Here is a 14801-nt window from a genome sequence, read left to right on the forward strand (position 1 = left end):
ACCTGGCTACGGCATCACGAGTGTTCCCCCGGAGCCCACGTGGATCGCGTGGTCGCCGAAGTCACGTCGTCCGCGCTCATCCATCGCGCTGGCGGCCGAGCCGGACGGGTCCGGCAGGGGAGCGCCGTCTTCCGGTGCGAAGCGCAGCGAGTGAACGGTTCCCTCGATGAGTGCCCCGTCGGGTCTGAGACGCAGGCTGAGGTACGCCCCGCGACGAGTCTCCTCTTCAGCGCCGAAAACGCCTCCGCCTCCGTAATTGCCCAGGCTGTATGCGATGATCCGGCCCCGGTACTGCTCCATACCCCGCAGCACATGCGGGCCGTGTCCGATCACGACGTCGGCGCCGGCGTCGACCGCGGCATGGGCGAAGGCCATCGGATCACCGCGATTCTCGCCGAACATCGTCTCCGTGCCCGCGTGCACGACGTCGGCACCGGGCCCCTCCGCCCCCATGTGCGCGTGCACGATCACGATGTCGGCTTCGGCCGCCGCCGATCGCACCACGGCGCGCACGTGGCGAAGATCGGTCACGCGATTGAAGCCGTCATAGGGCGCGAACCCGACCACCGCCACCACGCTGTCCCCCACCCTCGTCCAGGCCACCTCATCGCGCTCTCCGACGGTGCGGATCCCGGCATCGGCGAGGAGATCCCGTGTGTTCGTGAAGCCGGCATCGCCATAGTCACGAGAGTGGTTGTTCGCGAGATTGAGGAGGTCGAAGCCCGCGAGGAACGGGGCCACGTCGGGGTCGCTGCGAAACGCGAGGCACTCGTCCTGCCCGCCGCACTTGTCGTAGCCGGTGTCGGCGGTGATGGCCTGCTCCAGGTTCCCCGTCACCAGATCCTCGGTGAACCACGACCGCACCGCGTCGAAGTGGCCTCGGCCGCGATCCTCCGGTGTGCGATGGCCTGTGTCGTAGACGAGGACGTCTCCCACGGCCCCGATGCTGACCTCGCCCGCTCGCTGAGGGGCGACCTGCGGCATCGCCTCCGGTGCGGCCGGAAGCGCTGAGGCGCGTGCTGCGACGACTCCGATGATGATCAGCATCACCGTGGCGCCGGCCACGCGCCAGGGCACACGCGGGCTGGTCATCCGCGTTGGCAGCTCGAACAGCCAGCGAGGCCCATCCTTCTCGATCCAGGCGCCGAGCAGCGCGCTGCCCGCGGTGACGAGGGCGGTGAGCATGATGGGGAGCACCACGGCGGCGACCAATTGCACCGCACCGCGCCCATCGGACACCCATCCGACGACGACGGCGTCCACCAACACCAGAATCGGCATGTGCAACAGGTACACGGGAAGAGTATGCCGCCCGAGGCGCGTCAGCCAGGCACCCAGGAGCGGGATCGCGGGCAGCAGCGGCGCCAGGGAGAGTCCCATGGCGACGCCCGCCAGGCTCACCAGCGGCCACACACCCGGCACCGTGGCCGCGTCCAGGACCCGCATGCCGCCGTAGAGGGCGGCGTAGCCCGCCGTCAGCAGCAGCACCAGAGCCGGTCGCGGACGCGTGGCGAAGCGCTTGATCGCCGGGGCGAATCGCGCACCGATGAGGAAGAACAGGAGGTTGGAGAGCATCGATCCGCGGTTGCTCACGATGTCGATGACCCCGGAGGCGACCAGCACCGTGAGCGCCGCCGCGGGAACGAGTACGGCCCACGTGGGGAGGCGGCGCAGCGCACGAGCCAGCAGGAAGTAGAGGGCAAGCGCATAGAGGTACCACGTGTTCGGCGGGCTGATGGTGATCGCCCCGACGAACTCCGCTACGCTGCGCGGAACAGCCGTGGGAAAGTCGGGGAAGGCCCACATCGCCGCCATGTGGATCAGCGTCCACAGCAGGTACAGGTAGAGGAACCGCAACACCCGGGATCGCAGGACGCTGGCCCCGGGGCGCGACAACGCGTCAGCCGCGAACACCCCGGACACCAGCAGGAACAGGGGCATGAGGAAAGGCCAGATGATGTCGCTGAGCAGGCCCCACATGCCCGGTATCGGCAGGCCGATGCGCCAGTCCACCTGCAGGTAGGTCTTCAGAACCACGTGCCAGAAGACGACGAGCAGGATGAGCGCGCCCTTCAGCGCGTCCGCCCACGCCAGCCGCTCGTGATCGGCCGGCGTCATGCGGTGATGCCGATCGGTTCCGGGACGCGTGCCGCCGCCACGAGCTCGGCGATGAGCTGCGGGTACGCCATACCGACAGCGGCGAACATGCGGGGAACCTGGGACTGCTCGGTCATCCCGGGCGACGTGTTCACCTCGTTGAGCACCAGGCCGGTGTCCGTGACGAAGAAGTCGAACCGGGCCACGCCGCTGCACTCCATCGCGTCGTACATGGCGGAGGCGGATTCGCGGATGGCGTGATGCTCCGAGGCAGAGAGGTCCGCGGGCAGGGTGAATGGCGCGGTCCCGTCATACTTGGCCGTGCGTCCGAACACGCCGCCCGCCTCGACGCCGATCTCCAGGGTGGAGCCGAGGCGCAGCTGTCCGGTCGCGTCGCGGAAGACCGCGACGTCCACCTCGCGACCCCGGACGTATTCCTCGACGAGCACCGTGGCGCCGGCGCGGCGCGCATCCGCTATCGCGGTGGAGAGCTCGGCGCGCTGGCCCACCACCGACACACCGTTGCTGGATCCGCCCGTCGCAGGCTTGACCACCACCGGCAGCGGCAGCCGCACGACGGGCGAAGACGTGCCGGGCGGGACCACGATACTCTCAGCCGTGCGGATGCCGACCGCCGTGGCAACGAGCTTCGTGAGCCACTTGTCCATGCCGATGGCGCCCGCGCGCACCGGCGAGCCCACGAATGGGACGCCGCACAGTTCGAGCAGGCCGGCCACCGCGCCGTCCTCCCCGTGCACACCGTGCAGCGCCGGGAACACGACATCGCACTGCGTGAGCTGCCCGACGGCTCGAGACGGAGACAGCTCTGCCCCCTGACGATCGCGCCACGTACCGTCTTCGTCGATGGTGAGCGCCACCGTCTCCCAGCCCAGCTGCCGGGCGGCGTGCGCGATTCCGGCTGCGGATGCCAGCGAGACGAGGTGCTCGTCGTTGCGGCCGCCCCCGATCACAGCGATCTTCATGAGTGAACTCCCTCCGCGCGGTGCGCGCGTTCGATGGTGCGGTGCACGCGCGCCACCCGGCTGCCCACGTGCGTGACGATCTCGTGTTCGATGGTGTTCGACCAGGCGGCCCACTCCGCCACCGTCGGCTCACCGTGATCTCCGGGCCCGAAGAGCGTGACGATCTCCCCCGGCTCCAGGAGGTCGTCACCCGTGTCGACGACGAGCATGTCCATGGAAAAGCGCCCGGCGATCCGCCGGCGCCGACCGCGCACGAGGACCTCGGCCGCGCCCGACGCCTCCCGCGGCAGACCGTCGCCGTAGCCGATCGGCAGGAGTGCGAGGTGGGTCGATCGATCGGCGATGAAGTCGTGGCCGTACCCGACTCCGGTCCCCGCAGTCGCCGCGCGGGCAGATACCACCGGCGCGGTCAGGGTGAGCGCTGGACGGAGGACGTGTGTGGAGTGGGAGGGGTCGATGCCGAACAGTCCCGCCCCGATGCGGTGCAGGTCGAATCCGGCTCCCACACCGGTGAGGGTCGCCGCCGTCCCCGCAAGGTGCAGCTGGCCCGGAGCCAGGGCACGGCGACGGGCCGTGCGCACAGCGTTCTGGAAGATCAGGCGCTCCCGCGCGTTCTGCGGATGATCGGGAACATCGGCGCACGACATGTGCCCCATGACACCGACGACCCGGAGCGAGCCGGCGGATTCGTACTCTCGCGCCAGGGCGCACAGCGCGGCCCACTCGGCCACCGGGCAGCCCTCACGCGCGATGCCGAGGTCGACGTGCAGATGTACGCGCGCCACACAGCCGACGCTCCGCGCCGCCGTGGCGACCGCGTGCAGCAACTGCGGGCCGGAAACGGCGACGTCGATCTCGGAGGTCACTGCCGATGCGAAGTCCGCATCCGGCGGATTCAGCCAGCTGAGGATCGGGGCTCGGATACCGCGGGCGCGCAGAGCGAGGGCCTCCGTGACGGAGGTCACCCCGATCGAGCGGGCCCCGGCGGCGAGCACGGACGCCGCGATGGAGCCGTGACCGAACGCATCGGCCTTCAGCACCGCCATGACGCGGCCGCCGGTCAGTTCGACGAATCGGGCGGTGTTCGCTCGAATCGCCTCATCGTGCACGACGAGCTCAGGGACGCATGAGGACATATCCCCAGCGAAGCCCGACGCGTGTTGTCACGTCGTATGCGGATTTCGATATGCGGACGATATGCGCGAGTCAGTCTCGGTGCGCCGCCAGGAAGAGCGCGACGGCGGAAGCGACATGGCGCCTGCGTTCGGCAGAGGTGGGAACGCGGTCGTCGCCGAACATCATGGCGTCGTTCACCGGCTGCCCCATCACGAGCCAGTTCAGCTGACTCGCCGCGCGGGGCGCGTCGGGGACGCGAAGCAGCCCGCGTACGTCGAGATCGGTGAGTAGTTCCGCGAGCGCGGCGATCGCCCGGTGCGGCCCGTTCTCCGCGAGCGCGCGACCGAGTTCGGGGTACCGGCGGACTTCTCCGATGACCAGACGCCGCAGCTGCAGCAGCCGGGGTGTGAGCACCACTGACAGCTGCTCATCGAGCAGACCGATGAGTGCGGGCTCGACGTCCGCGGCGGTGGGGATCACGGGCGGTTCGTCGAGCACCGCATCGCCGGCAGCACCCGTCATCGTCGTCACGAGCTGAAGGAACAAGCCCTCCTTGCTGACGAAATGAGAATAGAGCGTCTGCTTCGCGACACCGGACGCGCGGGCGATGTCATCCATCGTCACAGCGTCGAATCCCTGCGCGAGGAACGCGTCCTCCGCGGCCGCGAGCGCCGCCCGGATCTTCCCCGCTGAACTGGGTCGCACGGTGCTGCCTCCCTCTAGATATGTCCGTCCTGATGTTCAATACTAGACCCACCAGTCTAAAAAGTATCGAGAGAGAGCGTCATGAACACGACGACATCGCAGGACGGCACGATCCTCGCCTATGAGATCGCGGGGTCGGGCCCACCGCTCGTCTACATCACCGGAGCGTGCTGTCATCGCACCTTCGCACCGGTGCGCCAGGACGTGAAGGTGTTCGCGACCCGGTTCCGGATCCTGTCCTACGACCGACGCGGCCGCGGCGACTCCGGGGACCGGCGGCCGTGGTCCCTGGAGCGCGAGGCGGAGGACGTGGAAGCGATGATCGACGCCCTCGGTGGCTCGGCGTTCCTCTACGGTCACTCGTCCGGGGCGATCATCGCACTGAAGGCGGCACGCGAACTGGGCGCGCGCGTGCTGGGGAGCGTCCTCTACGACGCGTCGTGGGTGGCGGACTCCGCGGAAGCCGAGACCTACGCTGCCCTCCGCGACGAGGTCGACGGCCTCGTCGAGCGCGGGAAAGGAGGCGCGGCGATCCGGCGCTTCCTCGGGGGAATCGGGATGCCTCGCGTCTTCACGACGATGCTGCCGCTGCTGCCGGGGTGGCGGCGGATGCGCGCCCTCGCTCCCACGCTGCGATACGACATGGCTCTCACAGCGAGTCCCCCTCAGCCCGGCGTCGCCGCGGGGATCGCTTCTCCCCTGCGTGTGCTGGTCGGCGAGAAGAGCCCCGCGAGCCTTCATGCCGTCGCGACGAGCGTGGCAGGCGACGCGGGACTCACCCCCCGCACCGTGCCGGGGCAGGATCACATGGTGGACGCGCGCGTGCTGCTGCCCGAGTTGCTGGCTCTCGTGCCGAAGGGGGCCGTCTAACCCCCGCATGCGCCGAGCGCACATCGGGCGGGGTTACACTCAATGCGACACACGTGCTCCGGGGTCGGTGAGAATCCGAACCGGCGGTGACAGTCCGCGACCCGCAGAGGCTGGCCTCTGCGGTTGACCCGGTGAAACTCCGGGACCGACGGTGATGGGTCTTCCCTTGCGAATGGCCCGAGTCCGGATGGGAGGCAGCACGGGTCGCAGACGGAGGCGCCGAAACGCACTCGTCGGCGATCGCGCGTTCCCTCTTGCGCACCCCGGACGCGGCTGACACCAGCCGGAGCCGCAGGCGTCCGGGAGAGGAGAACAATGTTCACCGGACTGATCGAAGAGATCGGCGAGATCGTGCGCGTCACCGCGGGGCCCGAGGTGGTCCGATTCGCCGTGCGGGCGCCGGAGGTCGCCGCCACCGCCTCGCTGGGCGATTCCATTGCGACCGACGGAGTCTGCCTCACCGTCGTCGCCGTCGCGCCGGGAGGCGTGGACACCGACTACGAGGTCGAGGCCATGCCCCAGACCCTGCGCGTGACCACCGCAGGCGCGTGGTCCCCCGGCTCGGCGGTGAATCTCGAACGGGCACTTCGCGCGGATGCTCGCCTGGGCGGACACATCGTGCAAGGACACGTCGAGCAGACCGCAGAGGTGCTGTCGGTGACCGAGCACCCGGACTGGCGGGTGGTCCGCATCGCGCTGCCCGCCAAGGCCGCGCCGCTCGTGGTGGACAAGGGCTCCATCTGCGTCAACGGCGTGTCGCTCACGGTGTCCGCCGTGTCCGCAGCGGGCGAGGCGGCGGCGTGGTTCGAGGTGTCGCTGATTCCGTCGACCATCGCGGCCACCACCCTGGGCGCGGCGGTCATCGGCACCCGCGTGAACCTGGAAACCGACATCCTGGCACGCCACGTCGCCCGGCTCGCCGAGTTCGCCGGGGCCTCGCGATGACCGCCATCCCAGCAGCTCTCGCCTCGCTGCAGGCGGGACGGCCGGTACTAGTGGCCGACGACGAGGGGCGCGAGAACGAAGGGGACGTGATCCTCTCCGCGCAACTCGCGACCCCCGAATGGATCGCCTGGACGGTCCGCAACACTAGCGGCTACCTGTGCGCCCCAATGCCGGCCGACGTGGCCGATCGGCTGGAGCTGCCGCTGATGGTCCCGCACAGCCAGGATCCGCGCGGCACGGCCTACACCGTCTCCGTCGACGCCGCCCGCGGCATCACCACCGGCATCAGCGCCACGGATCGCGCCCGCACCCTCCGCGCGCTCGCCGCGCCGGACGCCGTCGCAGCGGATCTGATCCGACCGGGTCATGTCCTGCCGCTGCGGGCGGTGGCCGGTGGGGTGCGACATCGTGCCGGACACACGGAAGCCGCGGTCGATCTGATGCGTCTGGCGGGCCTCTCCCCCGTCGCGGTGATCGCCGAAGTGGTGCGCGAGGACGGCGAGATGATGCGTCTTCCCGAGTTGCGCGACCTCGGCGCCGCCGAGGGCATCCCCGTCATCACGATCGAAGAGCTGCGCCGATACCTGGACGCGGCGGAGCATGAACTGAAAGGACACGCGGCATGAGCGGCACCGGACCGGAGTTGGACGTGAACGGGGCAGGACTGCGTGTCGTCGTCATCGCGGGAAGCTGGCACACCACGATCTCCGACGGCCTCATCGCCGGCGCGGCACGCGTGCTGGACGCTGCCGGAGCCGAGTGGTCGCTGGTGCGGGTGCCGGGCAGCTTCGAGCTCCCCGTCGCCGCCCAGGCGGCGTTCGAGGGCGGTGCCGACGCCGTTGTCGCCCTGGGCGTGATCATCCGGGGTGGGACACCGCACTTCGAGTTCGTCTCCGCTGCCGCGACGGATGGTCTGACACGAGTCGCGCTCGACGCGGGCCGCCCCGTGGGCTTCGGCGTCCTCACCCTGGACGATGAGCAGCAAGGCCTGGACCGCGCGGGGCTGACCGGCTCCCGGGAGGACAAGGGTGCCGAGGCGGCCAGTGCTGCGCTCAGCACCGCCCGCACCGTGACGAGCTTGCGAGGCTGATCTGGAAGCAGGACACGATCGGCCGCCGCACCCGGCCGATCGTGTCCTGGCAGCCCTGCGTCCGGCTCGACCGGTGCGTATCAGACCGGAGCCGGTCACCACCGAGCCGCCGCGGCAGACATCGCCGACCAGGCTGAGGCGCGTTCGCGCCCGCGCGTACCCCGCAATCCGGATCCCCGCAAGCCGGTGGCTGATCGTCGACCCGTCTGCCTAGGGTGCAGTCATGAACATCTCCCAGCCCCTCGGCGCCTCACCGGGCTCCTCGCCCCCGCATCCGGACCCCGCAGTACCCGCGGAAACACCGGCGGAATCGCCGGAGCGCAGCCGCGCCACCAAGCCCATCCCCATTCCCAGCTTTCAGCCGGCCCGGAGCACGCGGCGCTAGCGAGGCCGATCCGGGTCAGCGCGCGGACTCCGCCGCCGACGGATCCGCCACATCGATGACGTATGCACTGTCTCCGTGTCCCGGCTCCAGACGCCAGACCCGCACGGGCTGGCCGACGACAGGGACCTGCGACTGCAGGATCGCGCCGCTGCTCGCTCGCGGCATGCTCCATCGCGCGTGGAGCTCGGCACCCCCCTCCACTGCCACGCTGAGTGTGAAGGACCCCACCTGTCCGTCCTCCTGGGTGGACACCTCGCGCGCCACGATCCGGCCGTGCTCGGCCACGTGCTTGCGCGCGCGCGACCACAGCTGGGCAGCCTCCGCACGAGCACGCCCGTCCCGCAGCGCGCCGATGTACGCCAGCACCAGCGCGAGCACCAACCCCGAGATCATGACGGTGAACAGCGCCGAGAACCAGGCACCCGGGGTGGGCTGCGTCCAGAGAGCGCTGATGAGTCCGGCCGCGACCACCGCGGCGAGCACCAGAAGTGCGCCGAGGATCACCCGCGCCGATCGTCCGAGCGGGCGCGCGACGGGCAGCACTTCCGGGGCCCGCGCGACGTCATCGCGCGGGACGAAACGCACCACGTGGCCGGGAAGGAGGATCGATGCCATGGCCGCACGATATGCCATCGAGCGATCGCCGTCACCCCTTCCCGGATGACGGATCGGTGACGTCTCAGCGCGGCGGAAGCACCGTGCGCGTGGGCAGCGGAGACGAATAGGCCACACTCGTGGTGACGTTGCCCAGGGTGCCGATGCGCCCGCTGATCTGCTCCAGGTGCTTCATGTTCGTGGCGAGCACCTTCATGATGAAGCAGTCGTCACCGGTGACGTGATGCGCCTCGACCACCTCGGGGATTTCAGCCAGCAGCGAGTGCAGCGGCTCGTAGACGCTGCTCGGATACCGCAACCGCAGAAACGCCAGGATCGAGTAGCCGAGCCGCTCCGGGTCCACCGTGGCGGCATAGCCCATGATGACGCCGCTCTCCTCCAGCCGGCGCAGGCGCTCAGCGGTGGCGCTGTGACTCATCATGATGCGGCGCGAGAGATCGGCCACGCTGAGACGCCCGTTCTCCTGGAGGGCGACGAGGATCGCGGTGTCGACGGTATCGGGCTCAAAAGGGGAAGCAACGGCCATATCAGCAGATTGCCACGAAATTCCCGCCGGCCACGACGATCTACCGTGAAACGGGCCTGGATCGTACGGTTCCGTGCGAATACCGTGGCGGCATGACCCCAACTCCTATTCCCCTCGACGTCCTCGTCGCGCATTTCGCCGGTCGGCTCGCCTTCGAGACCGACCCCTCGGATGTCCGCGCCGATCAGCAGGACGGCGTTCCTTTCGTGCTCGTCGATTCGCGCGGCGACCTGGCCTGGGCACAGGGGCGGATCACGGGAGCCCACCACATGCCCACCGCCGAGATCGCCGGCCGCGCGCGGAGCGAGATCCCGCGGGATGTCCCCGTCGTCACATACTGCTGGGGCCCCGGCTGCAACGGATCGACCCGCGCCGCGCTGGAGTTCGCGCGGCTGGGCTACCAGGTTCGCGAGATGATCGGGGGGTACGAGTACTGGGTGCGGGAGGGGTATCCGGCAGAAGACGATCGCGGCGCGCTCACCTCCGCCGTCGATCCGCTCACCGCACCGCTGGGGTCGATCAGCTGCGACTGCTGAGCGGAAGGGTCAGGGCGTGAGGACGACCTTTATGCAGCCGTCTTCCTTCTTCTGGAAGGTCTCGTACAGCCGCGGCCCCTCCGCGAGCGCAGCGGTGTGCGTCACCAGGTCGGTCACCCCGAGCGGGTCAGCTGGGTCCTCTACGAGCGGCATCAGCGCTGCCGTCCATCGCCGCACGTTGCACTGGCCCATCCGCAGCGTGACCTGTTTGTCGAACATGGTTCGCATAGGAAGCAGGTCGGCCTCTCCCGCATACACCCCGCTGAGGGAGACCGTGCCGCCTCGCCGCACCGCATCGATGGACGCGTAGAGGGAGGCCAGTCGGTCGACGCCCGCGTGCGACATGAGCGGGCGCGCCAGCGCCTTCGGCAACATCGCGGAGCCGCGCTGGGCGAGTCCTGCCGCGACCGACCCGTGTGATTCCATGCCGACGGCGTCCACGACGCCGTCGGCACCGCGTCCCGCGGTGAGATCACGAACATGCTCCACGACGTCGGGCCCGGGCTCCAGCGTGGTCACCCCGTGACGCTCGGCCATCGCGCGGCGCTCGGGTACCGGCTCGACAGCGACCACGCGGTAGCCCCGATGGAGGCCGACGCGAGCTGTGAGTTGCCCCACCGGCCCGAGTCCGCGGGTCCCTCGTGTGTTCTGATCGGCTCGTCTGATCCATGCGTCCGGTCTACCGGGCTCCCGGGCGACGCGATGCGGGGTTCCCTGCAGGGCGCCCCGTGCTAAAGGCGCCCTCCTCGCTGATCGCTGTCGTGCACATCCTGCCGTCGGACGGCTGCCGAGCCCGCCCGGGGAACACGCGGGAGATCGGCCGATCGTGCGCACGCCGACCCGGAGCGAACCCACCGAGGGCGCGGGAAGGATTCCGCTGATCTGCCGACAGCGTGAGGCGGGGCCCGGGAGTCCCCCGGGCCCCGCCTCGTCTCGCCTCAGACCAGCACCGGTTCGCGAGGAACACCGATCGTGCGCCGTGCGAGGGCGCGTCGCACGTGCCAGCCCGCACTGTACGTACGATCCGGCAGGCTCCGGATCAGATCGCGATCTCGCTCAGCGAGCATCTCGCGGGCGGCCTCCCGAAGCAGATCGTCCCTCGTGGCCGGGTACTCCATGTCGCGAAGGAACCGGTCAAGCGTGAACGGGATCATGATCATCCCTCCTCGCTGGCGCCGACGGCGACACCGATCTCGGGACGCTGGCGTGGACCCTGCACGGTGATCCGGCGCGCACGCGCGCGTTCGCTGACCGGGATGATGACCGACAGCACGCCGTTGTCGTAAGAGGCGCTGATGCCGTCGAGATCCACACCGTCGCCGAGGGCGAACTGGCGCAGGAACGATCCCGCGTCCCGCTCACGCGAGAACCAGCGGACGCCCTCCGGCGATCCCATCGTGCGCTGAGCGCGGATGGAGAGCTGCCCGCCGTCGACGTCCACGTCGATCGATCCGGGGTCGACGCCCGGCAGGTCGGCGTGGAGGATGTAGCGGTCGCCGTCGCGGTACAGGTCCACGGGCATGCGCCGCGGCCCGCGGGGAGATTCGAGCACGCTTGCGGCGAGCCGATCCAGCTGACTGAGGGTGTCAAAGGTGAGTGCCATGGTGATTCTCCTTTCCTGCGGCCCGACTGGGCTGATGTGGGGATGCAGGTTATCTGCATCTCGTGGTGTAGATTTTTTATAGAACACGTTCGTAGAAATTTCAAGCCGGAGGAACAATGCCCAGTCGCGACAGCAGGACACCGGTGTACGGCATCGCCGTCGCCGCCCAGCTCGTCGATATGAACGAGGCGAGCCTGCGGCTCCTCGAGCGACACGGAATCCTCACCCCCGCCCGCAGCGATGGAGGCACACGGCGCTACAGCGACGACGACATCGCGCGACTGCGGCGCGTCGGTCGACTCCGTGACGAAGGCATGAACCTCGCCGGCATCGGCCGCGTGCTCGATCTCGAGGACGCGAACCAGCTCCTGCGCGATGAACTGGACGCGCAGCGCGCGGGACGTGAGGATCCGGCGTGACCACCGCCGCGTAGACCCGCTCGCCGTTCCGGCCGGAGCACCGTCGCACCCCGTGCGTCACGCGCGCTCCAGCACCGCCACGATGGCGCGATGATCGCTCCCGCGACCCGGGGAGTCGACGACCTCGAACGCCACGGCGCGCCAGGCCCTGCCCGCGAGCACATGGTCGATGGGTGCGGCGAACCATGCCGGAGCGGTGGACGGCCAGCTCCCCCATCCGGCGGTTCCGGTGGAGCGTGCCGCGTCGGGGCATCCGGGCATGGCGGGGAGGTGGTCCAGGGTCGCATTGAGATCCCCTGCGATCACGACATCAGCCCCGTAGGTCCGGCATTGCTGGGCGACCCAGTCCAGACCGTCACGCCACGCCTGCATTCTCGTCGGCAACGGCGGCATGGGATGCGCCACCACGATGGGCGGCGACGACCCGGCAGACGCACCGTCCTGCGGCACCCACACGCCACTCGGCAATCCCGGGGTGCTCCCGGCTCCGAGATCGTGCCGGTAGGCCCCCAGGCGCTCGGAGACCAGCAGCGAGGTCGGGATCCACTCCCCCGTGGTCTGCGCGTTCACGCGGATGCCCTGCTGTGCGAGCAGTCGCGCGATCTCCGCAGCGGCGACGGCGTCGGTCTCCGGGAGAGCAACGATGTCCGCGTGCGTGCGGGCCGCCAGTCCGGCGACCTCCGCGGGCGAAGTGGCTCCGCCCTGGGTGTTCCACGACAGCACCGTGATCGCATCGGCCGACCGTGCCGCATCCACGTCGTCCGCCTGCCAGCCGCGGTCGGCGAGCACGGCCACATTGCCGATGGCGGCGACAAGAAGAATGATCACCGTGGCCACACCGCCGGGCGCGATGCGGCGCCGGCGCACAGCCAGCACCCCGATCAGCGTCGCCACCCCCGAGGCCAGCGCGAGCAGCCCGATCGCGACGCCCGCGCGGAAGGAGATCACCTGAGCCACGCCGAGCGCGCGTTCGGTCCCGAACGGCCGCGGGAAGAGGAGGGCGAGGCAGGCGATCGCCACGACGAGCGGCCCGGCGATGGCGAGCCAGCGCCCCGCGCCGCGTGGTCGTGACGAGCGGGCGCCCGGCCCGGGTGTCGATCCGCTCATCCGCACAGCCTGCCTGCCCTGGCCGCGCAGATGCTGTGCGGTGCGCCTTTCGGCCGGGCGCAGCCGCCGGATCAGCGTCGGCGGCTCGTCAGATGGATGGTGACCTCGTCGCCGGTGGACTTGCCGATCTGTGCGCGCAGCGCCGCGGCGATCGGCAGCTTGTGCGTCCCGTCCCCGAGCGCCATGAAGGAGCTCTCGAACGGGACACCGTCCACGGTGCCGGTCACCTTCACCAGACCTCGCGTGCCGAAGAACTCCGCGGAGCCCGCCATCTGGACGTACGTCCACCCGCCCGCACTCGGACTCGTCACGAGCGGTGCGTGAAATGTGACGTCCAGCGGACCGATCTGCCCCGACGCATGATTCATGCTGCCTCCCACCAGGTCGCCGCGAGCGCGGCTTCGCACCAGCGTGCGCCGCAGGCGTCGCAGAGGCAACGGGTTTAGCCATACTGGGATGCGTGCTCAGCTTTCGCGTGGGACCGATCGCCTATCCCGTCGGCACGGGGGCTTTCCTCGGCTCCTTCTTCGACACCGTGACCGTGCGCCTCGAAGACGGACAGCGGGGGCGGGTGTTCCCGCTACTCGCGCGCCTGTACGAATCCGGAGGACTGGACGCGGGCGATGCACCCCGCGCTCGTGCTGAACTCAACGAGGCAGCCACGCTCCTCCAGCACCTCCCGGCCTCTGAGGTGGTGTGGGATGCCGAACACCCGGACCGGGTCCCGCCGTGGGGTGATCAGATCGCCGAAACCATCCTCACGGCGCGCGACTATCACGTCACCACCGACGGCCGATCCCTGATCGGTGTCTTCGACGAAGCCCTCGCCACGTCTGCGACGACCGCCCAGCCCCTGCGCATCCGCTGATCGCGGCGCACTCACCGCCTGACGGCCTGGCGGAGGTGAGCGACAACGGCTTCCCGCTCCTGATTAGGGTTGCCTTACCTAAGTTCGCCGGATAGGGTGATTTCCGCCTCGGCATCCCGTCGAGTCGCCGAGCTCGGCATGTCGCGACACGACACGAAGCAGACAGGACACTCACTGATGCCCCACGGATTCGACGGAGCCGTTCTCCGCGTTCTCGGCGCGAAGGAGCACGCGCTCACCGTGCGCGGCACGACCAGGCTGGCGCCGCACTTCCTTCGCGTGCACTTCAATGCGCCGACCCTGTTCCAGCAGGCCACCGACTCCCCCGGCGCATGGATCCGCCTGTGGATCGTTGACCCGGTGACCGGTGTCGAGTTCCAGCGCGCGTACACCATCGCCGGTGCCGATGTGGCCGCGGGCAGGGTCGACGTGGATTTTCTCCTGCACGAGCCCGCGGGACCCGCGTCGGCGTGGGCATCCTCCGCTGACGCCGGCGATCACGTCATCGCGCAGTCACTCGGGTCAACCTCCTTCGCCTGCGCGCCGGACACCACCGGGCTGGTGCTCATCGGCGACGCCGCATCCGTGCCCGCGATCAACGCGATCCTGCGTTCGATCCCCCCGGAACTGGAGACAGCGGTGCTCCTCGAGCAGGCGCACGATGAGGACGAGCTGATCCCGCTCGCCTCCGCGGCGCGCGCGTCGATTCAGTGGGCAGCGCGCTCGGGCCCCGCATCGCTCGCGCTCGCTGCGGCAGATCTCCTCTCCCCCGGGAAGCAGGTATGGGCCGCCGGGGAGACCGGTTCGCTGAAAGCACTCCGAGCCGCCGTGAAGGACCGCGTCGGAGGCGGCCGGAAGTCCGTTCACGTGCAGGCCTACTGGATCGAGGGGCGCGCGATGGGCCGGGAACGTCGGCTCTGACAACCAACCGGCCAC

17 protein-coding genes and 2 pseudogenes are annotated in these 14801 nt (G+C 69.8%); 8 read left to right on the forward strand and 11 right to left on the reverse strand.

Annotation, left to right across the window (positions count from 1 at the left end):
- Nucleotides 1–6: 6 nt before the first annotated feature.
- The 4 genes from ACIQJ5_RS08900 to ACIQJ5_RS08915 all read right to left on the reverse strand — a co-directional run bounded on the left by ACIQJ5_RS08900 (nucleotide 7) and on the right by ACIQJ5_RS08915 (nucleotide 4901).
- The gene (locus ACIQJ5_RS08900) at nucleotides 7–2118 is read right to left on the reverse strand and encodes a CapA family protein (protein WP_402842975.1); all 2112 of its coding nucleotides are present in this window, start codon (nucleotides 2116–2118) and stop codon (nucleotides 7–9) included.
- Entirely contained in the window at nucleotides 2115–3080 is a 966-nt protein-coding gene (locus tag ACIQJ5_RS08905) for a D-alanine--D-alanine ligase (protein ID WP_402842977.1), read from the reverse strand. The genes ACIQJ5_RS08900 and ACIQJ5_RS08905 overlap by 4 nt, the downstream gene beginning before the upstream one ends.
- Entirely contained in the window at nucleotides 3077–4216 is a 1140-nt protein-coding gene (alr, locus tag ACIQJ5_RS08910; protein WP_402842980.1) for an alanine racemase, read from the reverse strand. The genes ACIQJ5_RS08905 and alr overlap by 4 nt, the downstream gene beginning before the upstream one ends.
- Before the next feature lie 70 nt (nucleotides 4217–4286).
- Nucleotides 4287–4901 carry a TetR/AcrR family transcriptional regulator gene (locus ACIQJ5_RS08915; protein WP_231090353.1) on the reverse strand — a complete coding sequence of 205 codons (615 nt, stop codon included), beginning with the start codon at nucleotides 4899–4901 and terminating at the stop codon, nucleotides 4287–4289.
- Nucleotides 4902–4982: 81 nt separating this feature from the next.
- On the opposite strand from ACIQJ5_RS08915, the gene ACIQJ5_RS08920 reads away from it, so the two are divergent.
- The 4 genes and pseudogenes from ACIQJ5_RS08920 (at nucleotide 4983) to ribH (ending at nucleotide 7806) form a co-directional block, all read left to right on the forward strand.
- Entirely contained in the window at nucleotides 4983–5771 is a 789-nt protein-coding gene (locus tag ACIQJ5_RS08920) for an alpha/beta fold hydrolase (RefSeq protein WP_402842983.1), read from the forward strand.
- A gap of 315 nt (nucleotides 5772–6086) precedes the next feature.
- Nucleotides 6087–6716 (forward strand): riboflavin synthase, encoded by a 630-nt coding sequence (locus tag ACIQJ5_RS08925; RefSeq protein ID WP_402842985.1) that lies wholly within the window; start codon nucleotides 6087–6089, stop codon nucleotides 6714–6716.
- Nucleotides 6713–7315: pseudogene (gene ribB, locus ACIQJ5_RS08930) on the forward strand (3,4-dihydroxy-2-butanone-4-phosphate synthase); the annotation flags it as partial. The gene ACIQJ5_RS08925 and the pseudogene ribB, both read left to right, overlap by 4 nt.
- Nucleotides 7316–7338: 23 nt before the next feature.
- Complete coding sequence (gene ribH / locus ACIQJ5_RS08935; RefSeq protein ID WP_231090356.1) at nucleotides 7339–7806, forward strand: 6,7-dimethyl-8-ribityllumazine synthase; 468 nt, start codon at nucleotides 7339–7341, stop codon at nucleotides 7804–7806.
- A 400-nt stretch (nucleotides 7807–8206) separates the two neighbouring features.
- On the opposite strand, the gene ACIQJ5_RS08940 is transcribed toward ribH, so the two are convergent.
- Together ACIQJ5_RS08940 and ACIQJ5_RS08945 are read right to left on the reverse strand one after the other, a co-directional pair.
- A complete protein-coding gene (locus ACIQJ5_RS08940; protein ID WP_402842988.1) occupies nucleotides 8207–8806 on the reverse strand; it encodes a hypothetical protein in 600 nt (199 codons plus the stop codon).
- Between the two features lie 64 nt (nucleotides 8807–8870).
- Complete coding sequence (locus ACIQJ5_RS08945) at nucleotides 8871–9332, reverse strand: Lrp/AsnC family transcriptional regulator (RefSeq protein WP_231092128.1); 462 nt, start codon at nucleotides 9330–9332, stop codon at nucleotides 8871–8873.
- A 92-nt stretch (nucleotides 9333–9424) separates the two neighbouring features.
- Here ACIQJ5_RS08945 and ACIQJ5_RS08950 point away from each other — a divergent pair, with 92 nt between their 5' ends.
- Complete coding sequence (locus ACIQJ5_RS08950; RefSeq protein WP_402842993.1) at nucleotides 9425–9868, forward strand: rhodanese-like domain-containing protein; 444 nt, start codon at nucleotides 9425–9427, stop codon at nucleotides 9866–9868.
- A 9-nt stretch (nucleotides 9869–9877) separates the two neighbouring features.
- Here the strand turns inward: ACIQJ5_RS08950 and ACIQJ5_RS08955 are convergent.
- From ACIQJ5_RS08955 to ACIQJ5_RS08965, 3 genes and pseudogenes are all read right to left on the reverse strand, one after another.
- A pseudogene (locus ACIQJ5_RS08955) lies at nucleotides 9878–10546 on the reverse strand (zinc-binding dehydrogenase); the annotation flags it as partial.
- Nucleotides 10547–10806: 260 nt separating this feature from the next.
- Nucleotides 10807–11028 (reverse strand): DUF2795 domain-containing protein, encoded by a 222-nt coding sequence (locus ACIQJ5_RS08960; RefSeq protein ID WP_402842994.1) that lies wholly within the window; start codon nucleotides 11026–11028, stop codon nucleotides 10807–10809.
- Nucleotides 11025–11471, reverse strand: a complete 447-nt coding sequence (locus tag ACIQJ5_RS08965; RefSeq protein ID WP_402842997.1) for an Hsp20/alpha crystallin family protein — start codon at nucleotides 11469–11471, stop codon at nucleotides 11025–11027. The genes ACIQJ5_RS08960 and ACIQJ5_RS08965 overlap by 4 nt, the downstream gene beginning before the upstream one ends.
- A gap of 116 nt (nucleotides 11472–11587) precedes the next feature.
- On the opposite strand from ACIQJ5_RS08965, the gene ACIQJ5_RS08970 reads away from it, so the two are divergent.
- Complete coding sequence (locus ACIQJ5_RS08970; protein WP_231092121.1) at nucleotides 11588–11890, forward strand: MerR family transcriptional regulator; 303 nt, start codon at nucleotides 11588–11590, stop codon at nucleotides 11888–11890.
- A gap of 57 nt (nucleotides 11891–11947) precedes the next feature.
- Here the strand turns inward: ACIQJ5_RS08970 and ACIQJ5_RS08975 are convergent, their stop codons facing one another.
- Nucleotides 11948–12997, reverse strand: coding sequence for an endonuclease/exonuclease/phosphatase family protein (locus tag ACIQJ5_RS08975; RefSeq protein ID WP_402843001.1), 1050 nt, complete (start codon nucleotides 12995–12997; stop codon nucleotides 11948–11950).
- Between the two features lie 71 nt (nucleotides 12998–13068).
- Nucleotides 13069–13365 carry a DUF1905 domain-containing protein gene (locus ACIQJ5_RS08980; RefSeq protein ID WP_231092119.1) on the reverse strand — a complete coding sequence of 99 codons (297 nt, stop codon included), beginning with the start codon at nucleotides 13363–13365 and terminating at the stop codon, nucleotides 13069–13071.
- A gap of 92 nt (nucleotides 13366–13457) precedes the next feature.
- On the opposite strand from ACIQJ5_RS08980, the gene ACIQJ5_RS08985 reads away from it, so the two are divergent.
- Together ACIQJ5_RS08985 and ACIQJ5_RS08990 are read left to right on the forward strand one after the other, a co-directional pair.
- Nucleotides 13458–13865, forward strand: a complete 408-nt coding sequence (locus tag ACIQJ5_RS08985; RefSeq protein WP_231092118.1) for an Imm70 family immunity protein — start codon at nucleotides 13458–13460, stop codon at nucleotides 13863–13865.
- A 177-nt stretch (nucleotides 13866–14042) separates the two neighbouring features.
- Nucleotides 14043–14786, forward strand: a complete 744-nt coding sequence (locus ACIQJ5_RS08990) for a siderophore-interacting protein (RefSeq protein ID WP_402843006.1) — start codon at nucleotides 14043–14045, stop codon at nucleotides 14784–14786.
- Nucleotides 14787–14801 lie beyond the last annotated feature (15 nt).

Origin of the sequence: Microbacterium sp. GXS0129 (genome assembly GCF_044769785.1) — a bacterium.
GTDB lineage: Bacteria > Actinomycetota > Actinomycetes > Actinomycetales > Microbacteriaceae > Microbacterium > Microbacterium nymphoidis.

Bases quoted from the DNA above. Each gene is read 5' to 3' on its own strand.
- ACIQJ5_RS08945 (WP_231092128.1), bottom strand. From the start codon at position 9,332: ATGGCCGTTGCTTCCCCTTTTGAGCCCGATACCGTCGACACCGCGATC.
- ACIQJ5_RS08980 (WP_231092119.1), bottom strand. From the start codon at position 13,365: ATGAATCATGCGTCGGGGCAGATCGGTCCGCTGGACGTCACATTTCAC.
- ACIQJ5_RS08975 (WP_402843001.1), bottom strand. From the start codon at position 12,997: ATGAGCGGATCGACACCCGGGCCGGGCGCCCGCTCGTCACGACCACGC.
- ACIQJ5_RS08940 (WP_402842988.1), bottom strand. From the start codon at position 8,806: ATGGCATCGATCCTCCTTCCCGGCCACGTGGTGCGTTTCGTCCCGCGC.
- ACIQJ5_RS08960 (WP_402842994.1), bottom strand. From the start codon at position 11,028: ATGATCATGATCCCGTTCACGCTTGACCGGTTCCTTCGCGACATGGAG.
- ACIQJ5_RS08965 (WP_402842997.1), bottom strand. From the start codon at position 11,471: ATGGCACTCACCTTTGACACCCTCAGTCAGCTGGATCGGCTCGCCGCA.
- ACIQJ5_RS08905 (WP_402842977.1), bottom strand. From the start codon at position 3,080: ATGAAGATCGCTGTGATCGGGGGCGGCCGCAACGACGAGCACCTCGTC.
- ACIQJ5_RS08970 (WP_231092121.1), top strand. From the start codon at position 11,588: ATGCCCAGTCGCGACAGCAGGACACCGGTGTACGGCATCGCCGTCGCC.
- ACIQJ5_RS08950 (WP_402842993.1), top strand. From the start codon at position 9,425: ATGACCCCAACTCCTATTCCCCTCGACGTCCTCGTCGCGCATTTCGCC.
- alr (WP_402842980.1), bottom strand. From the start codon at position 4,216: ATGTCCTCATGCGTCCCTGAGCTCGTCGTGCACGATGAGGCGATTCGA.
- ACIQJ5_RS08920 (WP_402842983.1), top strand. From the start codon at position 4,983: ATGAACACGACGACATCGCAGGACGGCACGATCCTCGCCTATGAGATC.
- ACIQJ5_RS08925 (WP_402842985.1), top strand. From the start codon at position 6,087: ATGTTCACCGGACTGATCGAAGAGATCGGCGAGATCGTGCGCGTCACC.
- ribH (WP_231090356.1), top strand. From the start codon at position 7,339: ATGAGCGGCACCGGACCGGAGTTGGACGTGAACGGGGCAGGACTGCGT.
- ACIQJ5_RS08990 (WP_402843006.1), top strand. From the start codon at position 14,043: ATGCCCCACGGATTCGACGGAGCCGTTCTCCGCGTTCTCGGCGCGAAG.
- ACIQJ5_RS08900 (WP_402842975.1), bottom strand. From the start codon at position 2,118: ATGACGCCGGCCGATCACGAGCGGCTGGCGTGGGCGGACGCGCTGAAG.